Annotated in this window: 19 protein-coding genes; 12 read left to right on the top strand and 7 right to left on the bottom strand. The window is 70.7% G+C overall.

Annotated elements, in window-relative coordinates:
• Nucleotides 1-5: 5 nt before the first annotated feature.
• Genes AB0J36_RS28855 through AB0J36_RS28835 form a run of 5 tightly spaced genes read right to left on the bottom strand, consistent with a single transcriptional unit; the run spans nucleotide 6 to nucleotide 6,778 of the window.
• Nucleotides 6-1,397 carry a nitrate/nitrite transporter gene (locus AB0J36_RS28855; RefSeq protein ID WP_363661375.1) on the bottom strand — a complete coding sequence of 464 codons (1,392 nt, stop codon included), beginning with the start codon at nucleotides 1,395-1,397 and terminating at the stop codon, nucleotides 6-8.
• A 54-nt stretch (nucleotides 1,398-1,451) separates the two neighbouring features.
• Nucleotides 1,452-1,781 carry a Rieske (2Fe-2S) protein gene (locus AB0J36_RS28850; protein ID WP_357392420.1) on the bottom strand — a complete coding sequence of 110 codons (330 nt, stop codon included), beginning with the start codon at nucleotides 1,779-1,781 and terminating at the stop codon, nucleotides 1,452-1,454.
• A complete protein-coding gene (gene nirB, locus AB0J36_RS28845) occupies nucleotides 1,781-4,288 on the bottom strand; it encodes a nitrite reductase large subunit NirB (protein ID WP_363661374.1) in 2,508 nt (835 codons plus the stop codon). The genes AB0J36_RS28850 and nirB overlap by 1 nt, the downstream gene beginning before the upstream one ends.
• Nucleotides 4,288-4,635 (bottom strand): molybdopterin oxidoreductase, encoded by a 348-nt coding sequence (locus AB0J36_RS28840; RefSeq protein ID WP_357134558.1) that lies wholly within the window; start codon nucleotides 4,633-4,635, stop codon nucleotides 4,288-4,290. The genes nirB and AB0J36_RS28840 overlap by 1 nt, the downstream gene beginning before the upstream one ends.
• 16 nt (nucleotides 4,636-4,651) lie before the next feature.
• Nucleotides 4,652-6,778 carry a molybdopterin oxidoreductase family protein gene (locus tag AB0J36_RS28835; RefSeq protein WP_363661380.1) on the bottom strand — a complete coding sequence of 709 codons (2,127 nt, stop codon included), beginning with the start codon at nucleotides 6,776-6,778 and terminating at the stop codon, nucleotides 4,652-4,654.
• Between the two features lie 259 nt (nucleotides 6,779-7,037).
• Here AB0J36_RS28835 and AB0J36_RS28830 point away from each other — a divergent pair, with 259 nt between their 5' ends.
• The 12 genes from AB0J36_RS28830 to AB0J36_RS28775 all read left to right on the top strand — a co-directional run bounded on the left by AB0J36_RS28830 (nucleotide 7,038) and on the right by AB0J36_RS28775 (nucleotide 20,135).
• The gene (locus AB0J36_RS28830) at nucleotides 7,038-9,137 is read left to right on the top strand and encodes a hypothetical protein (RefSeq protein WP_363661373.1); all 2,100 of its coding nucleotides are present in this window, start codon (nucleotides 7,038-7,040) and stop codon (nucleotides 9,135-9,137) included.
• Between the two features lie 152 nt (nucleotides 9,138-9,289).
• Complete coding sequence (locus AB0J36_RS28825) at nucleotides 9,290-9,862, top strand: sigma-70 family RNA polymerase sigma factor (RefSeq protein ID WP_363661372.1); 573 nt, start codon at nucleotides 9,290-9,292, stop codon at nucleotides 9,860-9,862.
• A complete protein-coding gene (locus AB0J36_RS28820; RefSeq protein WP_363661371.1) occupies nucleotides 9,859-11,001 on the top strand; it encodes a hypothetical protein in 1,143 nt (380 codons plus the stop codon). Before AB0J36_RS28825 ends, AB0J36_RS28820 begins: the two co-directional genes overlap by 4 nt.
• A 140-nt stretch (nucleotides 11,002-11,141) precedes the next feature.
• On the top strand, nucleotides 11,142-11,558 hold the full coding sequence (locus AB0J36_RS28815) for a hypothetical protein (protein WP_363661370.1): 417 nt from the start codon (nucleotides 11,142-11,144) through the stop codon (nucleotides 11,556-11,558).
• 350 nt (nucleotides 11,559-11,908) lie between these two features.
• Nucleotides 11,909-13,078 carry a S8 family serine peptidase gene (locus AB0J36_RS28810; RefSeq protein WP_363661369.1) on the top strand — a complete coding sequence of 390 codons (1,170 nt, stop codon included), beginning with the start codon at nucleotides 11,909-11,911 and terminating at the stop codon, nucleotides 13,076-13,078.
• 4 nt (nucleotides 13,079-13,082) lie between these two features.
• Nucleotides 13,083-13,694 (top strand): sigma-70 family RNA polymerase sigma factor, encoded by a 612-nt coding sequence (locus tag AB0J36_RS28805; protein WP_357134551.1) that lies wholly within the window; start codon nucleotides 13,083-13,085, stop codon nucleotides 13,692-13,694.
• The gene (locus AB0J36_RS28800; protein WP_357134549.1) at nucleotides 13,691-14,179 is read left to right on the top strand and encodes a hypothetical protein; all 489 of its coding nucleotides are present in this window, start codon (nucleotides 13,691-13,693) and stop codon (nucleotides 14,177-14,179) included. Before AB0J36_RS28805 ends, AB0J36_RS28800 begins: the two co-directional genes overlap by 4 nt.
• Nucleotide 14,180: 1 nt before the next feature.
• Nucleotides 14,181-16,712, top strand: coding sequence for a CHAT domain-containing protein (locus tag AB0J36_RS28795; protein WP_363661368.1), 2,532 nt, complete (start codon nucleotides 14,181-14,183; stop codon nucleotides 16,710-16,712).
• A 66-nt stretch (nucleotides 16,713-16,778) separates the two neighbouring features.
• Entirely contained in the window at nucleotides 16,779-17,735 is a 957-nt protein-coding gene (locus tag AB0J36_RS28790; protein ID WP_363661367.1) for a hypothetical protein, read from the top strand.
• A 203-nt stretch (nucleotides 17,736-17,938) separates the two neighbouring features.
• Nucleotides 17,939-18,169 (top strand): hypothetical protein, encoded by a 231-nt coding sequence (locus AB0J36_RS28785; protein WP_355047752.1) that lies wholly within the window; start codon nucleotides 17,939-17,941, stop codon nucleotides 18,167-18,169.
• Between the two features lie 93 nt (nucleotides 18,170-18,262).
• The gene (locus AB0J36_RS28780; RefSeq protein WP_363661366.1) at nucleotides 18,263-19,447 is read left to right on the top strand and encodes a radical SAM protein; all 1,185 of its coding nucleotides are present in this window, start codon (nucleotides 18,263-18,265) and stop codon (nucleotides 19,445-19,447) included.
• Between the two features lie 118 nt (nucleotides 19,448-19,565).
• Nucleotides 19,566-20,135, top strand: coding sequence for an RICIN domain-containing protein (locus AB0J36_RS28775; RefSeq protein ID WP_363661365.1), 570 nt, complete (start codon nucleotides 19,566-19,568; stop codon nucleotides 20,133-20,135).
• A 147-nt stretch (nucleotides 20,136-20,282) separates the two neighbouring features.
• On the opposite strand, the gene AB0J36_RS28770 is transcribed toward AB0J36_RS28775, so the two are convergent.
• Nucleotides 20,283-21,497 carry a GDSL-type esterase/lipase family protein gene (locus tag AB0J36_RS28770; RefSeq protein WP_363661364.1) on the bottom strand — a complete coding sequence of 405 codons (1,215 nt, stop codon included), beginning with the start codon at nucleotides 21,495-21,497 and terminating at the stop codon, nucleotides 20,283-20,285.
• Nucleotides 21,498-21,545: 48 nt separating this feature from the next.
• Nucleotides 21,546-22,115 carry a WHG domain-containing protein gene (locus AB0J36_RS28765; RefSeq protein ID WP_357134539.1) on the bottom strand — a complete coding sequence of 190 codons (570 nt, stop codon included), beginning with the start codon at nucleotides 22,113-22,115 and terminating at the stop codon, nucleotides 21,546-21,548.
• Between the last annotated feature and the right edge of the window lie 364 nt (nucleotides 22,116-22,479).

Here is a 22,479-nt window from a genome sequence, read left to right as displayed (position 1 = left end):
CGCCGTCAGACGCCCTGGAGCCGAGCGGACGACGGGCGCAGGTACACGAACCAGGTGATGACGAAGCAGATCGCGTAGAAGGCGATGAAGGCGATGTAGGCCGCATCCGCGGTCTGGTAGGTCAGGAACGACTGCCGGAAGGCAAGATTGACGAGGACTCCGCCGAACGCGCCGATGGCACCGGCGACGCCGATGAGCGCGCCGGAGAGGCGCCGCGCCTCGTGCTCCGCCACCCGGTCGTGCGGGTCGGCCGCGCCGGCGGCGGTCAACTGCACACCGCACCTGGCCCGGAAGATCGCCGGGATCATCTTGTACGTCGAGCCGTTGCCGACGCCGCTGAACACGAAGAGTGCGATGAAACCGACCAGGTACAACGGCAGCGAGTGTCGCTGGGAGGCGAGCAGGACGATCGACGCGCCGACCGCCATCGCCACGAAGTTCACGAAGGTGACCCGGGCCCCGCCGAGCCGGTCGGCCAGGACACCGCCCACGGGACGGATGAGCGAGCCGAGCAGCGGTCCGAGGAACGTCAGGTACGCGGCCTTCACCGGGGTGTCGAAGGTGTCGGCGAACTGCACCTGAAGCACCTGGCCGAAGGCGAACCCGAAGCCGATGAACGACCCGAACGTGCCGATGTAGAGCAGGGACATGATCCAGGTGTGCGGTTCGCGGGTGACGTCGCGCATGGCCCGTTTCTCGTTGCGGGCATGGCTGAGGTTGTCCATGAACATCGCGGATCCGAGTGCGGCCAGCACGATCGCCGGAAGGTAGATGCCGGCGACGATGCCGGGACTGCCCGCCCCCAGAACCGCCAGCACGAACAGGCCGACGAGTTGGACCGCGGCGACGCCGAGGTTGCCGCCGCCGGCGTTGATGCCGAGCGCCCAGCCCTTGAGCCGGTCCGGGTAGAACGCGTTGATGTTCGCCATCGAGCTGGCGAAGTTCCCGCCGCCGACGCCGGCCAGCGCGGCGATGAGCAGCAGCGTCGAGTACGAGACGCCGGGCTGGATCAGGAGAGCGCCGAGCAGGCTCGGGATCAGCAGCAGCGACGCGCTGATGATCGTCCAGTTGCGGCCGCCGAACCGGGCCACGGCAAGGGTGTACGGGATCCGCAGCACCGACCCGACCAGCGCGGGCACGGCGGTGAGCAGGAATTTCCCGGCCGGGTCGATGCCGTACTGCGGCCCAAGGAAGAGCACCAGCACCGACCACATGGTCCAGATGGAGAAGCCGATGTGTTCCGAGTAGATGGAGAAGATCAGGTTGCGTCGGGCGATGCGGGATCCCCGGCGCTCCCAGAAGACGGGATCCTCGGGCCGCCAGTCGTCGATCCAGTGTCCGCGAAGGGTCAGGCTGCGCCGGTCCTGCTCGATGCTGCCGGGAACGGTCGTGGTCATGGTTCCTCCCGGTGAAGGTCGTCGGTCGGCTCGACACCCTGGTCGATCGGTCGCTCAGGTGGGCGGCAGGCCCACCACCAGGCGTCCGTCGGGGTCGGCACGGACCGGGTACACGGTGAGTGGGGACTGCCCGGTGGTCGAACAGCCGGTCGCCAGGTCGAAGGTGTTCTGGTGCAGAGGGCAGACGACGACCTTCGTATCCACCAGGCCGTCCGCGAGCGGTCCGCCGGCGTGCGGGCAGACCGCCGACACCGCTCGGAGGCTGCCGTCACGCAGCCGGAAGACGGCGATCATGTCGGCCCCCACGGCGTAGGCGCGCCCCTCCCCGTGGGGGATCTCGTCCACCGGCCCGAGCCGGTGTTCCACGGCGACGAGCTTGGCCATCACGCCCGCCTCGCGGATGCCGGACCGGCGCCATTGACCGGCACCTCGGGCAGGACCGTCAATGGCAGGGAGGTACGGAACTGCCCGGGAGTGACCGGGTCGCGCCGCTCCAGCCACGGGTCGCGGTAGGCGGCCACGGCGACGTCCATGGTCGCGTCGAGCCGCGCCGCGATGCCGTCGCTGTCGTCGACGACCACGGCCCGGATGTGGTCGATGCCGAGCCGGGGAACCCACGCGTACGTGCGTTCCAACCAGTTCGCGCTCTCCCGGTAGTACTGCAGGAACCGGCCGGTCAGCGTGATGACCTCGGCGGGCGAGTCGACGACGGCGAGCAGGTCACCCTTGCGTACGTGGGCGCCGGCGGCCCCGCCGACGTAGATCTCCCACCGGCCGCCGTCGATGGCGACAACACCAAGATCTTTGACGTACGCCTCGGCGCAGTTACGGGGGCAGCCGGTGACGGCGAGCTTCATCTTGCCGGGGCCCTCGATGCCCTTGAACCGGTCCTCGATCGCGATGCCGAGAGCGGTGGAGTCGCCGACGCCGAAGCGGCAGAAGTCCGAGCCGACGCAGGTCTTCACCGTCCGGAAGCTCTTGCCGTAGGCGTACCCGGACGGCATGTCGAGGTCCGCCCACACCCCCGGCAGGTCCTCCTTGCGGATGCCGAGCAGGTCGAGGCGCTGGCCGCCGGTGATCTTGACCAGGGGTACGGAGTACTTCTCGGCCACCTCGGCGATCCGCTTGAGCTGCGCCGGGGTGGTCACGCCGCCCTTGATCTGGGGGACGACCGAGAAGGTCCCGTCTCGCTGGATGTTGGCGTGCACCCGGTCGTTGATGAAGCGGGCGTCGCGTTCGTCGACGTACTCGTCGCCCCACATCATCTTCAACAGCGAGGCCAGGCCCATCTTGCTCTTCGCGTCCTCCGCGCCGCCGGGCACGAGGGTGGCGAACACCGCGGAGACGGATTTCAGGCCGTGTTCGCGGATCACCGCCATCAGCTCCGCCTTGGGCATCGGCACACCGGGGACATACCAGCTCGCGGCCGGGTCGTCCTCGACCTTGCCGTCAGCGGCCCACTCGACGATCTGGGCGACCAGGCCCTTGCACGACCCGCAGCCCTTGCCGGCACGGGTGGCGTCCATGACACCGGTGAGCGTCTTCACGCCGCCCTGCACGGTGTCGACCAGCGCCCGCTTGGTGACGCCGTTGCAGTTGCACACCTGCACGTCGTCGCCGAGCTCCGCGGCACTCACGTCGGCCGATGGTGCGCCGAGGTCGAACAACATCTCGACCCGCTCCTTCGGCAGGGCGAGCCCACGGTCGAAGGCCTGCACGAGGAACGCGACCTTCCGCACGTCGCCGAGGAGAGTCGCGCCGACAAGCCGGTCGTCGCGGATGATGATGCTCTTGTAGACGCCCTTGCGCGGCTCGGCGAAGACGACCGTCTCGTCGTCGTCCCGTTCCGCCTCCTTCAGGCCCATCGACGCGACGTCCACCCCCGCCACCTTGAGCTTCGTGGCCAGTCGAGAGCCGTGGTACGCCGCGTGCGGGTTCGCTCCGGTGATGTGGTCGGCGAGCACCCGAGCCTGCTCCCACAGCGGAGCCACCAGGCCGTACGTCTCGCCGCGGTGCTGGGCGCACTCGCCGACCGAGTAGATGTCGACCTCGTCCTGGACGCGCATCTGGTCGTCCACCACGATGCCCCGCTCCACCGGCAGCCCGCTGGTCGCGGCCACCTCGGCGTTCGCCCGGATGCCGGCGGCCACGACGACGACGTCGCAGGCGATGGTCCGGCCATCCTTGAGTTTGACCCCGGTCACGGCGTGCTTGCCGAGCACCTCGGTGGTGTGCGCGCCGAGGACGACCTCGATGCCGAGTCGCTCGATGCTGCGCCGCAGGATCGCGCCCGCCTGGGCGTCCAACTGGGCGTTCATCAGATGGTCGCCGGCGTGCACCAGGGTCACGTGGGGCAGGTGGTTCTGCAGGCCGCGCGCGGCCTCCAGACCGAGCAGACCGCCGCCGATCAGCACCGCGCGCTCGTGCTCGCGGGCGTACCGGATCATGTTGCGGGTGTCGTCGATGGTGCGGAACGCGAACACGCCCTGGTGGTAGCCGCGTCCAGGGCGGTGGATGCCGGGAATCGGCGGGACGAACGCCCGGCTGCCGGTGGCGATGATCAGCTTGTCGTACGGCGTCTCGGTGCCGTCGTCCGCGTAGATCCGTCGGGCGAAGCGGTCGATGCGGGTGACCCGGGTGCCGGCGTGCAGGGTGATGCCGTTCTCGGCGTACCAGGAGAAGTCGTTGAGGAAGATGCCCGCCTCGTCGTCGGCCCCGGCGAGCACGTTGGAGAGCATGATGCGGTTGTAGTTGCCGTACGGCTCCTCGCCGAACATCGTGATGGCGAACTGATCGCCCCCGCCGCGTTCGAGGATCTCCTCGACCGTGCGGGCGCCGGCCATCCCGTTGCCCACCACGACGAGGCGTCGGCGCTGGTCGACGACGTCCATCAGACCTCGACCAGACCCAGGTCGACGATCACGGTGCCGGACACCCCGGCGGGCGCCGCCACGTGTACCTCGATACTGGTGCCGGAGTCGAGGTCCTCGACCACCCGCAGGGGCACGTGGACGTCGGACTTGGCGCCGATCGGGAAGTACCGCATCGGCTGGCCGTCGCGCATGAGCAGGACACAGATCAGCTCAGCACTGGCATTGCCGCCGCGGAAGTAGACCGGCTGGGCCACGACGCCGCCCGGCACCACGTAGCTGAGCGTGCCGTCGACGAGGCCGGGCCGGTCGAGACCCTTGCCCTCAAAGCTGTAGACGCCTTGCAGGAAACGGGGAGTGGTGTGCACAGCAATGCTCCCTTGATCATTGAGACGCTGGGTTGGGCGGTCGGGTGGTCAGCAGGTCGGTGTCGTCCGGGCCGCCCGCGCGCACGATCGACACCGCGCAGGCCTTGAAGGCCGGCATCCGCGAATGGCGGTCCAGCGCCGGGTCGGTCAGCGCGTTCACGGCGGAGCTGCCGCCCCAGTGGAACGGTGCGAAAATGGTGTCGCGGCGGATGCCGTTGGTGAGGCGCGCCCGGAAGAAGGCCCGCCCGCGCCGGCTGCGCAGTTCCACCACGTCGTTGTCGGCGATGCCGTGCCGGCGGGCGAGGTCCGGGTGCAGCTCCGCCCGGGCGTCGGGCAGCGCCATGGTCAGCGCACCGACCCGGCGGGTCTGGTTGCCGCTCTGGTACTGCTGCATGTTGCGGCCGGTGGTCAGCACATACGGGTAGTCGGCGTCGGGCAGTTCCGCCGGATCGCGGTGCTCCACCCGGAAGAACTTCGCCCGCCCATCGGCGGTTGGGAACCGGTCGGTGAACAGCCGCGGCGTACCCGGGTGGTCCTCGCTCGGGCATGGCCAGAAGACCCCCTGCTCAGCCTCGATGCGTTCGTAGGTGATTCCGGCGTAGTCGGCTGTCCCGCCGGCGCTGGCTCGGCGCAACTCGTCGAAGACGCGGCGCGGATCGTCGTCGAAGTAGCGGCCGCGGCCGAGCCGGCCAGCGAGGTCGGCGAGCACCCGCAGATCAGTGCGGACCTGCGGCGGCGGTGACATGACCCGCTTACGGCGGATGACGCGCCCCTCGAGATTCGTCATCGTGCCGTCCTCCTCCGCCCACTGTGTCGTGGGCAGCACCACGTCGGCCATGGCTGCGGTCTCGGAGAGGAAGATGTCGGAGACGACGAGCAGGTCCAGCGCCCGCAGCCGGTCCATCACCCGGTTGGCGTGTGGCGCCGACACGGCGATGTTGCTGGCGAACACGAGCAGCACACGTACTCCGTCGTCGGTCCCGAGCCGGTCGAGCATCTCCCAGGCCGACCGGCCCGGCCGGGGCAGTTCGTCCGGGTCGATGCCCCAGACGGCCGCGACGTGTGCGCGCGCCGCAGGGTCGTCCAGGCGCCGGTAGCCGGGCAGTTGGTCGGCCTTCTGCCCATGCTCACGCCCACCCTGCCCGTTGCCCTGCCCGGTGATCGTGCCGTAGCCGGAAAAAGGCCGTCCGGGCAGTCCCAGGGCGAGGGCCAGATTGAGGTACGCCTGCGCCGTGTCAGTGCCGTTGCTGTGCTGCTCGGCGCCACGGGCGGTGAGCACCATCGCCGACGTGGCGGCCGCCAGCAGCCGTACCGTCTCCCGCAGGTCCCGTTCCGGTACCCCGGTCATCCGCTCCACCCGGTCCGGCCAGTACGCCGCGACGGTGGCCCGGACCGCGTCGAAGCCGCTCGTGCGGTCGCGCACGTACGTCTCGTCGACCAGGCCCTCGCGAATCGCGACGTGCAGCAGCCCATTCGCCAGTGCGAGGTCCGTGCCCGGCAGTGGCTGCAGGTGGAGATGAGCGCCGCCCGCGGTGGTCGTACGGCGGGGGTCGACGACGATGTGCCGGGCGCCGGCGGCCCGTCCGGCGTCGAAGTACTGCATCGACGGCGGCAGCGCGTCGGCCGGATTGGCGCCGACCAACAGCACAGCCTGCGCCTGGGCGATGTCGGCCAGCGGGAACGGCAGGCCACGGTCGATCCCGAGGGATCGGTTCGAAGCGGTCGCCGCGGACGACATGCAGAACCGGCCGTTGTAGTCGATCGACGCCGACCGCAGCGCCACCCGGACGAACTTGCCCAGCGCGTACGCCTTCTCGTTGGTCAGCCCGCCGCCACCGAAGGCCCCGACGCTGTCCGGGCCGTACCGGTGCTGGCCGGCGCGGATGGCGTCGACGATACGGTCGAGGGCCTCGTCCCAGTCTGCCGGTCGCAACGGGCTGGTGCGATCGCCGGGATCCTTGCGGACGAGCGGGCTCAGCAGCCGGTCGCCGTGGTCGAGAAGCTCGGCGGCCGTCCATCCCTTGGCGCACAGCCCGCCCCTGTTGACCGGGAATTCGGTGGGCGCCAGCTGAGGCGGACCGTCGCCGATCGTCAGCGATACCCCGCACTGCATGGCGCAGTAGGGGCAGTGCGTATCGATCATGGACGATGCGCTCACCCGTCCGATGCTTGCCCGGCACTGTTTCCGATCCATGCCGAGGCCGTAACGCTCTGCGACCCTCGGGCTGCGTCATGGTCGTGGCGGTGGCTCGCCGTCCGCCACCTGATCCGCACCGACAACCCCGGGAGGACCGGCGCCCTCGTCGCCGGAGCCACTATCCGCTGCGTACGGAGGCCCCGGCCGCGATCCGAGGGCAGATCCAGGACCCGGTCAGGCCGGGGGTCGGGGTAGCCTACTCGTTGTGATCAATGCCCGCCGTGGTGTGCTGTTGATCGTGCTGCTCGGGATAGCAGGCGTCATCGTCGCCGCGTATGTCGTGTTGGTTGAGCATCCTGAGCATGTCGTACCCCTTCAGACTCTCGCGGCGCTGGTGCTGCCGATTGCCGTGCCGGTCATTCCCGTGCTGTGGCGTCGAATCGTGCCCAGGAGGGACCCCGCGCCCGAGTTGATCGATCGTGCCGTCGACCGGTTGGCAGATCAGATCCGGGTGGGGGTCGAGTCTGATCTGGAACAGCGGGGATTGCGCGTCCCGGCGCCCATACCGCTTGGCTGGAAGTGGTCGAAGCGCGACCTCGGCGTATCACGGGACGCAGCCGTCGATCCGACGTGGACTGAACATCGGGCGGCTCCGCTGCCGGGAATGAGTGCTACTGGCCAGGGCGAGCTGGACAGCGGAAGTCTGGCGGACTTGTTCCAGGTCTACGGTGGCGTGGCATCCGGGCGGATGGTGCTGCTCGGCGACGCCGGGGCGGGCAAGACCAGCGCCGCGCTGCAGCTTGTGCTCAGCGCGCTGAACCACCGCCGTTCGCTCGATCCGGACGACCAGGCCCGCACGCCCGTGCCGGTGATGCTGGGGCTGCACGACTGGGATCCCGGCCAGCTCGACTTTCTCTCCTGGGCCACGTCCCAGGTGCTGCATGCCTATCCCTTCCTGCGATCAGCGGATTACGGGCCGGGCGTCGTCCGCGAGATGCTGGCCAATGGCCGCGTCTCCTTCGTCCTCGACAGCCTCGACGCGGTACCGCCGCGGTTGCGCCCAGCCGTCCTGCAGAAGCTGAACGCGCTGACAGCGCAGCGCGTGGTGCTACTCAGCCGCGGCGACGAGATGGGCGACGCGGCTGCCCGCCGGGGCCTGTTGATCGGAGCGGCAACCCTTGAGCTCACGCCTCCCACGGCGGCACAGGCCGCCGATTATCTGGCGAGCTTCCCCGGCACGCCCACAACCACCTGGCAACGCCTGCTGAGGCTCCTGCAGGGTGGATCTCGCGGCGGCCTCATCAAGGCACTGCAGAACCCCCTGATGCTCAGCCTGGTTGCCGACCTGCACGGACGCGAGGACCGGCTCGGCGAGCTGCTCAATCGACGTAGCCGCAAGGCGGCCGAGGAGTACCTGCTCGATACCATCCTGCTCAACGCCTACGGCCGGGATCCTGACACCGACGGCCCGCTGCCGCCTTACACGGTCGACCAGGCACGCCGTTGGCTCGGCCGGCTCGCCATGCGGCTCGACGAGACCGGCGATCGCGACGTCGCCTGGTGGCGCGTTCGCGGTTGGCTACCCTTGATCACTCAACTCTTCCTGACGATCTACGTCTCAGCACTGATCGGCACCATCGTCTGGGGGATGCTCTTCGTGATCGGCGATGGAGCCACCACCCCCATCGCATCGGGCATCGCCTCCGGACTCCTCATTGGCATGCCTGCCGGGCTACTCCTACATCAGGGCGGCGACCTGATGTTCGGTAGCACCTCCGGCGAGCCCCGCGCGTGGGCCGTCAACCGGCTGCGCTCGCTGGCCGCCCCGAGTGTCGTCCTGGGGTGGTTGATGCTGGCCGGTGCGGAGTTCGCGCTCATCCGGCTGCGGCTCACCTACTTTCCCGAGCCCGGCGAGGACGCGCCCAGTCCCATCCACACGCTGGTGGTCAGCGCAGCCTTCACGCTGGCACTGATGATTGTTTACGCCGGAGCCCGACCCACCGGCACCGACCGAAGCACCGCGGATCCGTGGACCTGTTGGAAGCGTGATCTCGGCTGCGGCCTGCTGATCGGTGCGGTGCTCGGGCTGGGCGGCATCCTCGCCCTCTCCGCCGGCGTGCCCTCGGCACGCCGAATCGCCTTCAATCTGGCGTTCGGCCTGGGATTTGGTGTCACGGTGTCTCGGGTGTGGCGGGCGCTCCTCGTCTTCGTCTGGCTGCGCGTTGCGGGCGACGGTCCGCTGCGGATGATGCACTTCCTCGAAGATGCCCGCGCCAGGCATGTCCTGCGCACCGTCGGCCCGCGATACCAGTTCCGGCACGCACGCCTGCAGGACCGCCTCGCCATGCAAGCCACCCGCGACTAGCGATCAACAGCCCGGCCCGGAGGGTTCGCGTCGCGGACGACAGCCGGGCCGAGTGGACCGGGCCTCCGCTCGCCCCCGGATCTCGGCGCCTGAACACTTTTTCGCCGGATCGGCAATATCAGTGTGAAGCGCGGACTGTGCCGAGGAGGGCCATGGCTTCGGATGCGGATTTGATAGGCCGGTCGCTGGATGGCGATGTCGACGCCTTCGTCGAGGTGGTCGAGCGTCATGAGGCCGCCGTCGGTTCGTACCTCGTTCGCCGGGCGGGGCGGGATGCGGCTGAGGACCTTCTGGGCGAGGTGTGGGTTGCGGCGTTCGAGTCGCGGCGATCGTACGACCGGTCGTACAACGATGCGCGGCCGTGGCTGTACGGGGTGGCGTTGAACCGCTTGCGGCGCTACTGGCGGTCCCGGCCCGCCGAGGACCTGGTAGCGGACGTGCCGGAGACGGCTACCGGGTGGGATCCGTGGTCGGCGGTGGACCTCGGGGTGGACGCCCGGGCGGTGCTCCGGTCCGCCCTGACGCGGCTCAAACCAGAAGAGCGGGAGGTCCTGAGGCTCGTCGCCTGGGAGGACCTGACGGCAGCCGACGCCGCGCGGGCACTCGGCATACCGGCCGGCACCGCGCGGCGGCTGCTGAGCCAGGCCAGGACGGCATTGCGCGACGCGCCCGGGGTGTCCGCGCTTCTGAAGGACCGCAACAGCGCGAAGGAGAGACACCGATGACCGACGAGCTCGATCTGGTCGGTGCGTTGGGCAGCGCGGAACCACTACGCCCGGAGGCGTATCAGCGGGCGCGGGCGGTGCTGCGGGCGGCCATGGCCGACCCCGCAACCGTGCGGCTGGGCGCGATATCAGCGGAGGACACGACTGTGGAGGCACCTTCAACCATGCGAACGACGACAACCACGCGGGACGACGCATCCAGCCCGGCGCTTCAGCGCCGCCGCCGGATCGGTATCGCGGGCCGATGGGGGATCGGCGCCGGGGTGGGGGTTGCCGCCGCGGCGGCGGTCGTCGCTGTGGTGCTCAACTCCTCGGCGACCGGAGGCACCGAGGCCAGCCAGGCTTCGTCGGCCGCCACCTCGGGCTCGACCACCGCCGACGGGTCCGCTGAGCGCGCGCCACTGATGACCCTGGCCGGTTCCATCAAGACGGTCACCCCGCCGGCTGGCGACGCGTGGCTGGTGAAGGCGACACAGGTCAACGGCACCAAGACCACGCAGGTCGTCTACACGCTGTACACCGACCGTCACGAGATCTATACCGGCAGCAGCGTGAAGGACATCAAGCGTGCGATCGCCCGTCACCAGGACCAGATGACGGACGGCGGCTACGCACCGCTGCTCAAGGCAGCCGTCGCCGCGGCGGACAGCAGCCCGGCCGACGGCCGGACCCGGATGCTCAAGGCAGCCAAGGATCCGCTGGTGGGCCTCGACCCCGCAGCGCAGCAGGCGGCGTGGGACAAGCAGCAGGCGGACGCCCAGGTGATCATCAAGCAGAAGGGCGGCCACGCCAAGCCGAAGCCGTACAGCCCGCAGGCCGTTCAGCGGCACTTCGACAACGCCCTGTGGACGTACAGCACCCAAGCGCTGTCCGCTGGCGACGGCAACACCCAGGTCCGGGCCGGTGTGCTACGTCTGCTGTCCACCATCCCCGCGGTCAGCGTCGAGAACTCCACCACCCAGGGCAGGGCCACGTTGACGATCACCGCCGGCCCCGAGGTGTTCGGCGGCGAGGGCAGCGAGGTGCTGACCGTTGACGCCACGACCGGCATGCTGGTCAAGGACGTATCCACCGTGCCGGGCCTACCCCGGGCCTCCACGACGTACGAATCCTCCCGCGTGACGAAGGCCCGCCTCTAGGCCGGGGACTTCCACCCACCAGCATCCCGGCACGGGCGTGACGCGCCCAGCGTTCGGTCAATGGTGCGGGCCGCCTTCAGGCGGCTCGCACCGTCGTTCGGTTGTTCGCACGGCCGGTGCCCGACTGCGATGATCGACGCGTGACGTACATTCCGGACCTGGCGCCCTATGACTACTACCCGGGCGCCCCGGACGCCATTGCCGTCGGTTGGCTGGATTCGAGCATGCCCTTCACCGAAGGAGCGTGCCCGCGAGACGTTCGAGATCGCCTGGCGCGGCTCGGCGCTGAACCAGTGCGGCTCATGCGGGGGTACCACTACTGCCAGTTCTGCCCGGGAGCGGCCGAGCCTCTGCGCCTGATTCGGGCCGACATCCGCCTTCACGAAGCTCCCGATGTCGCGCGCGGAAACGGTGAGATCTGGCTCACCGCCGTGGACGGGACGAACTTCGCCGCACCGGCCCTGATCGGCCACTACGTCGAAGAGCATCGCTACCTGCCACCTGATGCCTTCATCGAGGCGGTTCGGACCGGGGTCCCCACCCTTGGCGTCGCCTAGGTGTTCTGTCCAGAAAGGTTGGGGACGCGGCTGGCGGGTGGGCCGCCGAGTGCGGTGTGGTGGCGGTGGTGATTGTAGGCGTGGAGCCACGCGGGTAGGGCCGCTCGTCGGGCGGTCTCGGATCGGTAGGGCTTGGCGCAGGCCCATCCGTGATAAGGGAGCGGGTTGATCCCCGAGATACACGTCGGATGGCTATCGTCGATGCGCCGGCCGGGCCATTGGCTGCGGCAGCGGAACGTGCTCAACTGGGCTTGTGACCACCGACCCGCGCCGCGCGCGGGGCGGCCCTGAGTGAGTCGGCTGTAGTACCGGGAGGACAGGTGTCGCGCCCCCCTTACCGTCCTGACGTCGTGCTCGTGCCGGCGTGGGTGGTGGAGCGCCCGGAGACGGTCGAGCGACTCAACGGGCTGCTGGCCGAGGCCGGTTTGGGCCGGCCGTTGTCCCCGCCGGCCGCCCCCACACCGCCCGCTGTCGACCTGGTCGAACTGCCCGTTCAGGGTGACCCGGTGGCCGTGGCCCGGGCCAGCCGCCGACTGGCCGGCCGATCCGACGCCGACGCCGACGTGCCGGAGTGTCTGCCCGACTACGAGTGCACGGCCGCCACCGTGGAGGACGACGCCCGGGTGGAGGCGAATCTCTACCCGTACTTCGGGGCCAGCGGCTGCAAGAGCGGGCACGGGACCATCGCCTGGCTCGCGGCGCCCGAGCACGTGATGCCGCCGAAGCCCGCCCGGCGCCCGGCCAGCCAGTTTCCGGCCGGGCGACCCGTGGTGGCGCTGCTCGACACCGGGGTACGCGAGCACGACTGGCTGGCCGAGGCCGGCGGCGAGCCGTACTGGGAGGAGGCGCAGGGATGGACGCCGCCGCGCGCCATTCCGGCGGTTGCCGGGCAGGAGAGCCGCGGCGAGGAGACAGAGCAGCCGGACTTCGGTAGTCATTGGGGGCACGGGACCTTCCTCGCCGGACTGGTCCGCCTTGAGGCGCCCGACGCGCGGATCCTCTCGTTGCGGGTGATGAGCGACGCCGGTCGGGTCAGCGACCTGAACGCGGCGCACGCGATGAACTGGCTGGCGGACCGGGTCGACGACGGTCAGCGGGTCGACGTCGTGCTGACCGCGTTCGGCCGTCCGGGTGCCGGTGAGGACGAAGAGTTGGAGCCCGTCCGCCAGGCGCTCAAACGGTTGGCGGACCGGGGCGTTCCGGTGGTCGCCTCGGCCGGTAACGACGGTACGGACAGCCCGGTCTATCCGGCTGCCTTCGCGGCCGACCCGACTCTTACGGTGATCAGCGTCGGGGCCCAGGCCTCGCCGACCACCCGGGCGCCATACAGCAACCACGGGGTGTGGGTGCGCCAGTGGCGCGAGGGCACCAACACGGTGAGCCTCATGCCCTTGTCCACGGCGCCGGTCACCGCGCTGGGCGCGTACGCCTACTGGAGCGGTACGTCGTTCGCGGCGGCCCGGTACGCGGGTCAGCTCGCCCAGAGGCTGGCGCCGGCTCCCATGCGGCTGCCGGACTGACGCCATGTCCAATCTGCCAAAGACCCCGGTGGAGCGCGCGGGCGCGTCGACCGACCGCGCGGCACGCCTCGGCGAGCGCCTCGACCGAGCCAGGGCGGGCGACCGGAACGCCCTCGACGAGGTGGTTCGGGACCTCAACCCGCTGCTGTGGCACGTCGCCAGGGCACAGGGCCTCGACGCCGACGAGGCCGCCGACGTCGTCCAGACGACCTGGCTGGAGTTGGTACGCGGACTGCACACCATACGGTCTTCGAACGCGCTCACCGCGTGGCTGGTGACCACCACCCGCCGGGAGTCCTGGCGGGTGCGTGGGCTCGCCCAGCGGCAGACGCCGCACGATGCGGCGAGGCTGGAGTCCTCGCCCGACCCGGATCCCGGCCCGGCCGACCTGCTGCTGTCCGACGAACGTGACCGGGCGCTGTGGCGGCACGTCGCGCGGCTGCCACAGCGGTGCCGGGCGCTGCTGCGGATCGTCGCGCACGTCGAGCGCCCGGACTACACAGTGGTGGCCGAGGCGTTGGGCATGCCGCGCGGCAGCATCGGGCCGACCCGCGGCCGGTGCCTGGCGAAGCTGCGGGAGATGCTGACCGCCGACTCGACGTGGAGCCCGACATGACCGCCCCGGACCCCGCCGACCAGCCGTTCGACGACCTGGACCAGGCGATTCTGGACCAGCTCGCCGCGGTGCTCACCCGGCTCGACCCGCCGCCGTCCGACCTCGACGACCGGGTACGCCTTGTGCTGGCCCTCGACGACGTCGACCGGGAGGTTGCTCGGCTGCGCGAAGAGCAACTGGTCGGCGCGGTGCGGGGCACGGAACGGACCCGCACCCTGACGTTCGACGCGCAGAGCCGGACCGTGATGATCACGATCGTGGACCGGTCCGACGGCATGGTCCGGATCGACGGCTGGCTCGCGCCGGGCGCCGCCGTACGGGTCGAGCTGCGGTACCCCGCGCCCGACCCGCCCCGGACGGTGGAGTCCGACGCGTCGGGCCGGTTTGTGCTGGACGGCGTGCCGCACGGTCTGGCGCAGGTGGTGGTGCACCCGGCGCGGGGTGAGCACGCGCCGCAGGTGGTCACGCCGGCCCTCACCCTGTGACATGCGCCCGGCCACCCTCGCCCGGCGGGCCATCCGCTGGCACGCGGCGGGCCTGGCGTCGAGCGACGCCGGTCAGCCGGGGCGGGCTGCCCGCGAACTGCGGGCGGGCCTGAGGCTGGCCAAGCGCCACCCGGCCCTGCGTGACATCCACGTCCGCCTGCTGATCAGCCTCGCCTGGGCGGAGTCCGAGCGAGGCCGGGTGGAGCTGGGCTTTCGGCTGCTGGACGAGGCCGAGGCACTCGCGGCTGCGCCGCAGCGGCCGATCCTGCTCGGCCAGCGGGCCCTGCTCCTCAAGCGCAGCGGCCGTAACGCGGAGGCGCTGCGCCAGTACGACGAGTCCATCGACCTGTTGAGCGACCTCACCCACCCACTTGATCTGGTCAAGGCGCTCAACAATCGCGGCCTCGTGCACGTGGAGGCGGGCAACGTCCGGCTCGCCCGCGCCGACCTGCGGCGTTGCGCGGAGGTCGCCGCCCGGTACGGGCTCGGTCTGCACGTGGCCATGGCGCGGACGAACCTGGGTTGTCTGGACGTGATCGCCGGTGACCTGCCCGCCGCGCTGCGTGCCTTCGCCCAGTCCGACGCCGACTACCAGGTGCTCGCGCCGGGCCGGCTCGCCAACCTGGCCGTGGAACGGGCTCGCGCGCTGGTCGCGGCCGGGCTGTACCGCGAGGCCGAACGGCAACTCGCCAGCGCGGTGGAGCGGGCGGCGCAGCAGCAGCTCGGACACACGTACGCCGATGCCCTTCAGGTTCGTGCGGAGGCGGCCCTGCTTGCCGGCGAACCGGTCGCTGCCGCGCGGTGGGCCCGACGTGCCCGGGTCGCTTTCCTCGGCCGTACGAACGTCCGCCGTGCGGCCCTGGCTGCCCTGTTCGAGCTCCGCGCCGACCAGGCGGTCGGCGAGGTCGACCAGGCGACGGTGGCCCGGCGCGCCGGGGTGCTGGCCGGCCGGTTGGCCCGGCTCGGGCTGCCTGAGGATGCTCGGGTCGCCGGTCTGGTCAAGGCCCGGGCGCTGGTGGCCGCGGGCCGACCCCGCCGGGCGGCGGAGCTGATCGGGCGACAGTCCGGACCGCGACGGACCGATCGGCTCGACACGCGCCTGCTCTGGCACATGGCCCGTGCGGAGGTGGCGGCCTCGGCCGGCCGGTCGGCCGAGGCGCGGCGGAGTCTGTTGGCCGGAATGGCTGCTCTGCACCGGCACCGCGCCCGGTTCGGCTGCGCCGACCTGCAGACCGGGGCCGCGGTGCACGGCCGCGACCTGGCCCGGGCGGGGCTCGCCGCAGCGTTGGCAGAGGGCTCCGCCATCGCCGTCTACCGGTGGTCCGAGCGGGCGCGGGCCCAGGCGCTGCTGCTGCCGCCGGTGCGGCCGCCCGACGACCCGGTCGCCGCCGAGGCGCTGGAAGAGCTGCGCCAGCTACAGCACCGCGTCCGGCAGGCAGAACTCGCGGGGCGCCCGACCTTGGCCTTCCACAGTCGGTTGGAGGCGCTCCAGCGGATGATCCGGGAGCGCGCCTGGGCGACGCCGGGCCCCCGGGACGCGGCGCCGACGACGCCGGCGCCGCTGAGCGCCGTGACGGCGGAGCTGGCTGGCGCGGCGCTCGTGGTGTACGTGGCCGCCGGGGACATCCTGCGCGCGCTGGTGGTCACTGACCGGGCGACCTCGGTGGTGGTACTTGGCGACCGCGGCCTGGCCGAGGAGGCGGTACGACGACTACGCGCCGACCTGGACGCGCAGGCGGGCCGGTCCATGCCCGCCCGGCTGGCGGCGGTGGTCCGCGCCGCTACGCGGCAGGACGCCGACCACGTGGAGTCGATGCTGCTCGACCCGGTGCTTGCGCTGGTCGGCGACCGGGACCTGGTGCTGGTCCCGACCGGGCTGTTGCTGACCACGCCGTGGCATGCCCTGCCAGCGTGCGTGACCCGGCCGGTCACGGTGACGCCGTCGGTCGGGGTCTGGCTGGCCGCCCGGCGTCGCCTGAAGGCCGGCGGGCCCACGGCCGGGTCGGCGGCGGTGACGGTGGTGGCGGGACCGGGAATCCCCCGGGGGCAGGCGGAGGCCCGGGTCGTGGCGTCGCTGCACCCGGGCGCCGTTCTGCTCGCCGGGGCGGAGGCGACCCCGGCGGCGACCCTCGCGGCGATGGCCGGCGCCGGCCTCGCCCATGTGGCGGCGCATGGGCAGCACCAGACCGAGAACCCGCTGTTCTCCACGCTGGAGCTGGCCGGCGGCCCGTTGCTGGGATACGACGTGCAGGAACTGCGGAACGCGCCGCGTACCGTGGTTTTGTCCTGCTGCGACCTGGGCCTGACCGACGTGCGGCACGGCGACGAGGCGCTCGGCATGCCGACCGCCCTGCTCGCCGCAGGCACCGCCACGGTCGTCGCGAGCGTCAGCCGGGTCGCCGACGAGGCGGCCATGGAGATCATGGCGGCCTATCATCGGGCGGTCGTCGCGGGCCGATTGCCGGCGGCAGCACTGGCTGAGGCCGTACGCGGCAATCAGCCCTCGAGCTTCGTCTGTTTCGGTGCCGGCTGAGCCAACCGCGCCAGAGTCGCACCGACGGCAGGTATCCAGGATGCCGCCCCGGCCCCCCATCCAGGCATGACTGACCACACTGTGAAGAAGCGCCATCGCCGGGCGGGTCTCGCCGCCGGCCTCGCCGTGCTCGCCCTGGCGGCCGGTCTCCTGACGGCATGCCGCACGAACGGCGGCGCGGCGAGCAGCGGTGCCGAGAACCGCCCGGGTACGGCCGACGGCCTCGCGAAGATCGCCGGAGGCGGCGGCTGCCCGCCGGCCGGCACCCGCAGCGGCGGATTGCTTCCGCAGCTGGACGAGGCAAGCTACGCCTCGGTCGAAAACCCCTGCCTGCCGTACGTCGACCTGGTCAGTGAGGTGACCCAACGGATCGTGCCGGGGCAGCGGCCCCGGGTCGACCAGTTCCTCGACAACCTCGGCCGCTTCGCCGACCGGCTCGGGCAGGTCAACGACGCCGTCCAATGCGCCTACCAGACCGACCGGCTGGCGGTGCGGATCTACCAGAGCCGGCGCGACTCCTGGGCGGTCGGCGTGGTGGCGGTCGTCCGTGGCCGCCTCGGCGCGGTCGCCGACACGGCCGCCTGCTTCCTGATCAAACAGATTCCGCTCCTGAATCTGGCCACCCAGGGCATCGGACCGGATCAGGACAGCCCCGCGTACTGCTTCGACACCAGCCACCAGCGACGTGCCGGCGAGGACTACACCATCATGTGGATCGGCTCGTCGGCGCTCACCTGCCGGGGGCTCCAGGACGGCCTGGTTCCCGGCGAGGGGCGGCTCGTCGCGGTGAAGGCCCGCCCCGACGCGTCGTTGCGCGCCGGCCCGTCCACGGGTGACCGGGTGCTGCGCAAGGTGCCCGACGGCACGCTGGGCCGGGTGACCTGCTACCGCACCGGGGAAGCCGTCAAGGGCGACAACGCGTGGGCCCGGACGACCGTCCTCGGCGACACCGGCTGGATAGCTGCGGCCTATCTGGACAGCGCTCAGCCGGTCCGGGCTACCGGATTGTGCCCGGACAACTGAGGCGGCCCCGTGCGCGGTCCCACGGGGGCCGGCGGGGACGCCTGCGCCGCAGATCCGCAGACCTCCATCGCGGACACCCTCGCTGACCGGCGGCACTCGGTCGGGAGAGAGTCCGACGGATCGGTATCTGCTACCGGCCCTGCCGCCACGTATTCACCAAGACCGGCGGGAAGCCGTTCCGGCCGGAGAAGGGAGCAGGCCAGATGTGCGGTATTCAGATCGGTGCCGAGGAGCTGGAGGGCATTCTCGTCAACCGGGGGCCGGACGTCTCCGTTGAGGAGGCCGCCGCCTGCGGCGTCCAGATCGGGGCGCCGGAGGTGAGCCGGGTTCTCGCCAACCGCAGCGCGGCGCAGATCGCGGACGCCTCCTGCGGGATCCAGATCGGCGCGCCGGAGAACGTCACGTTGCAGCGCGACGCCGGCCCGAACGCCTAGCCGGGGGCAGCACCGCGGGGCCTGTCGGCGACTGTGAACGACCGACAGGCCCCGCTGACCCGACGATCAGGACCAACGCTGGAAGGAAGAGCCATGATCGGTACCCGCCTGGATGACATCGACGCACCGCGGCTGATCCGCAGCGAACACGGCTGGTGGTTCATCGGCAACCAGACCTGGACCCTGCTGCGCCCCGAGTGTGTGGGGTCGGACGGCACGGTGGACGCTGCCACCACGGGCTTCCTCCGCCGCACGGGGGCGTTCGAGCCGCGCCTGCCGGTCTCGTTCTCGCTGACCGTGCTCACCACGACCACCTGCAACCTCGGCTGCGCCTACTGCTTCCAGAACACCGGGGTGGACGACACGGGCGGCGCACGGCCGCCGCGGATCCGGCGGACCTGGCTGGACACTGACACCGTCGATCGCATCATCACCTTCGCCCGGGACCGGATGCGTCAGTGCGAGCTGGATCGCCTGTACCTGCTGCTGTTCGGGGGTGAGCCGCTGCTCAATCCCCGGGGCTGCCTCACCCTGCTGGACCGAGCGCGCGCGATCGGGCTCGACCAGTGCGCGATGACCACGAACGGCGTTCTGCTGACCCCGAGGTTGGCCCGTGAGCTGTACGCGGCGGGTCTCAACGGCGTGCAGGTGACGTTCGACGGCAGCCGGGCGGATCATGACCAGATCCGGGTCAAGCGGTCCGGCGCGCCCACCTTCGACACCATCGTTCGCAACGTCGCTCGTGCGACAGAGGTCACCGGGCTGAACTGGAACCTGCGGGTGAACGTGTCGCACCACAATTTCGACCGGATCGCCGACCTCGTCGGGGAACTGGCCGCCGGCCTGAGCCCCGACCGGTGCACGGTGACGTTCGCCTGGGTGGGCGACGCGGGCTTCGGATACCACAACACCATGCGGCACATCGACACCGTGAGCGACGCGTTCGCGGGTTGGAGTATCGCCGCGTTGGAGGCGGGTTTCCGGGTGGTCCGACCCAGCATGAGAACCACCTGCCACATCTGCTCGGTGCCCGGAGGCCGGCACGGCGCCGTGGTCAACGCCGACGGTCAACTCTTCAGCTGCTGGCAGTCGGCCGGGAAGCCCGGCTTCGAGGTGGGCAGCATCGACGAGGGGTACCTGGACGTGGCCAGCGTCCCGGAACGCTGGGTGCGCTGCGGTTACGAGTACGAACAACCGGAAGCGGCGGTGGCCGACACCTTCCAGGACCGGGTCGACGGACGGTTGCTGGACTACCTCTACACGAGTGGGCGCCTGTAACCCTGCCGATCGGCACTTCTTCCCCACCTGAGGCCGGTCCTCGCCCGCGCTGTAGCGGACGTATCTGATGCCGACCGGCCGCCCCTTCATCGATGTCGTCCCCCTCCAGCCGAGAGGAATGCTCATGAACATCCTCAACCGGACGTCCACGGTGCTCGCGGTGTGCGTCGGACTCGTAGCCGCCAACCTGGTGGCCGTCTCACCTGCGAGCGCCGCCGCCGAATACTCATTCAGATCCCAGAGCTCGGCTACCAGCGAGTACCCCTTCGGCAGCCTGTGCATCGACGTGTCGTACTCCAGTACTGCCAACGGCACGGCGATCAAGCAGTGGCCCTGCTACGACGGCCCGGCCCAGAAGTGGACGATGGTCTACGAGGGAAGGTGGAACGGCGTCGTCTACTACCAGCTTGTCAGCTCGCTCTGGTCGGCAGAGGGCCCCAAGTGTCTCGACGTGCCCTGGGGCAACCCGGCAGCGGGCCAGACGCTACAACTGTGGGACTGCCTGGGCGTCGCGCGGCAGCTCTGGTCCGTTACGCAGGTACCGGGAGCGAATGGGTACGCGCTACGGAACCTCCAGACCGGGCAGTGCGTCGATGTTCCCTGGGGCGACCCCGTCGCAGGCAACGCCGTGTGGCAGTGGCCCTGTAACAGCACCACTGCCCAGCAGTGGGTCTTGCGCGCCTGGTAGTGGGTGACCGGGGCGGACGAGGTTCTGGCGGGGTCAGGGTCCGGCGGGCTGGGCACGGGCACAGACGTCGCCCGAGTTGGCCTCGTGGGGGAGCGCCCGCGGGTACGCCGCCACCTCGTCCGCCGCTGCTCGGCGCGCGCCAGGCGGTCAGCCGGTCTTGGTGGCGAAGGGGCCGCCGTCGCCGAACGCGAGCCGCGCGAAGTTCTCGGCGATACGGCGGTGTCCGGCGGAATCGGGGTGCACCTCGTCGGGGAGTGGGAGTTCGGCGTAGTCCGCCTCGCCGTAGAGGTCACGTCCGTCGAGGTAGTGCAGGTTCGGGTCTTCGGCCGAGCGCTGTTCGACGATCCGGGCGAGTTCGTCACGGATGACGTTGAGGGTCAGCCGCCCAGCGCTGCGTTCGGCCGGATCGCCGGTGGCCTTGAAGCGCAGCGTCCCGCCCTCGAAGTCCGGCACGAGGGGACCGGGCGTGTCCTCCTGCACCGGGCACAGGATGGCGGACACGACCAGCAGTGGTGTGGTCGGGTGCCCCTCGCGGACCGTGTCGAGGAAGCCGTGGACCGCAGGGGTGAAGGCGCGCAGACGCATCACGTCGCTGTTGACGATGTTGATGCCGATCTTGACACTGATCAGGTCAGCGGGGATGTCCCGCATGGCGCGGGCGGTGAACGGGTCGAGCAGCGCGCTCCCGCCGAATCCCAGGTTGACCAACTCCACGCCGCCCTCGGCCGCGGCCAGGGCTGGCCAGATGGCGGTGGGATGAGTGGCGTTCGAGCCGTGGCTGATGGAACTGCCGTGGTGCAGCCACGTCCTGCTTCCGGTGGGCGGGGTCCGCTCAACGGGCGCGTCGGTGCGCAGCGCGATCAACTCGGTGATCTCCGTGTGTGGAAGCCAGATCTCGATGTCTTTCTCACCCTCCGGCAGACCCGCGAAGCGGGCGGTGCCGGACGGCCCTTCGGTCAGCACGGAAGTCTGGGTGAACATGTTGGTAACCGTCCGGACGTTGCCTTCGGGCACCGACGCCTGCGCGGCCAGGCGCCCGTTGATCAGCAGGTCGTAGACGCCGTCCGGTGGGGCCGGGAAGCCTTGGTAGACCCGCTTGGTGGGCAGGGTGTCCAGTTCGATGGTGGTGGCCCGGGTACGGAAGGCCAGCCGTACGCCGGACGGCTGGGCCTCGGCCATGGCCAGTTGGTCGTCGGGGATCTGCTGGCGGGCCCGGGCGGTCAGTCGGTGCGGCAGTAGACCGCGCGCGGTCGCCTCCAGATCGACAAACCCGCGCACCAGGCCCGCGGTGACCGGGGTGGTGATCCACTGGTGTTCGGTGGGCATTGCCTCAAGCCTCTCGATCGAGATCTCGATGTTCATCGGCGCGCCGCGCTGCGAAGCGCTGGCGGTGGTGCGGCCGTCGTCGGGTCAGCGAGTGCTGCGGGTGCGTAACACCGCGTCGAGCGAATCCACGATCCATTCCCAGGATTCCAGCGCGTCGGGAGCGCTGTGTTCGAAACCGCCGGCCAGCTCCAAGCTGACGTAGCCGTGGAACACGCTGCCCAACATGCGGACCGCGTGGGTCGCGTCCGGCTCGTCCAACCCGTAACCCCGCAAGATCGCCCGAGCCATCTGCGCGTGCTGGACACCGGCACTGGCGGCCGCCGTTTCCCGATCGAGCCGGAGCCGGGTGGCGGCATAGCGGCCCGGGTGTTCCCTGGCGTAGTCGCGGTAGGCGTCAGCGAACGCGGCTAGCGCGTCCCTGCCGGCTCGACCGGCGACGGCATCGGCGACGCGGTCAGCGAGTTCCTTGAGCGCGAACAGCGCGATGCGGATCCTGAGGTCCTGTGAGTTCTTCAGGTGCGAGTACAGGCTCGGGACCTTGACGTCGAACCGTCGAGCGAGCGCCGAGACGGTGACCTGGTCGAAGCCGACCTCGTCGGCCAGTTCCGCCCCCGCTCGGGTCAGACGCTCCGGCGTCAGTCCTGGTCTATCCATCACGCTCCCCTGTCTGCCTACAGCTATTATGCTTCTACCTAATACCTGTAGGCAAATCGGTCGTGAGGTTGCGACTGACGCACCGTTCCGCCTGGTCGTCTGCGCGTCAGCGCAACGGGGAGTGCCAGGAGCGGTTCAGGGATCGTGGGCGCACACGAGGATGAGCCCTCGCAGCGATTCGCCGAGTTGGGCGACGACACTGGCTGGTCTGGCCGCCCCCGCCCTGGAGCGCCGGTCGCTACGAGCCAGAGCAGCCGCCGTGCTGGCGGACTAGGGCCTGTTTCATAAGAACTGGCCGGCCTGCGGCGGGCCCGGACGACGACCGGCGGCGTTGCGGTTTCGTCCGGATACAACACCGGTATCC

Source organism: Micromonospora sp. NPDC049662, assembly GCF_040675055.1.
Classification (GTDB): domain Bacteria; phylum Actinomycetota; class Actinomycetes; order Mycobacteriales; family Micromonosporaceae; genus Micromonospora.
Note: the sequence above shows the minus strand (reverse complement) of the source record. Positions and strands in the feature narration are given on the sequence as shown.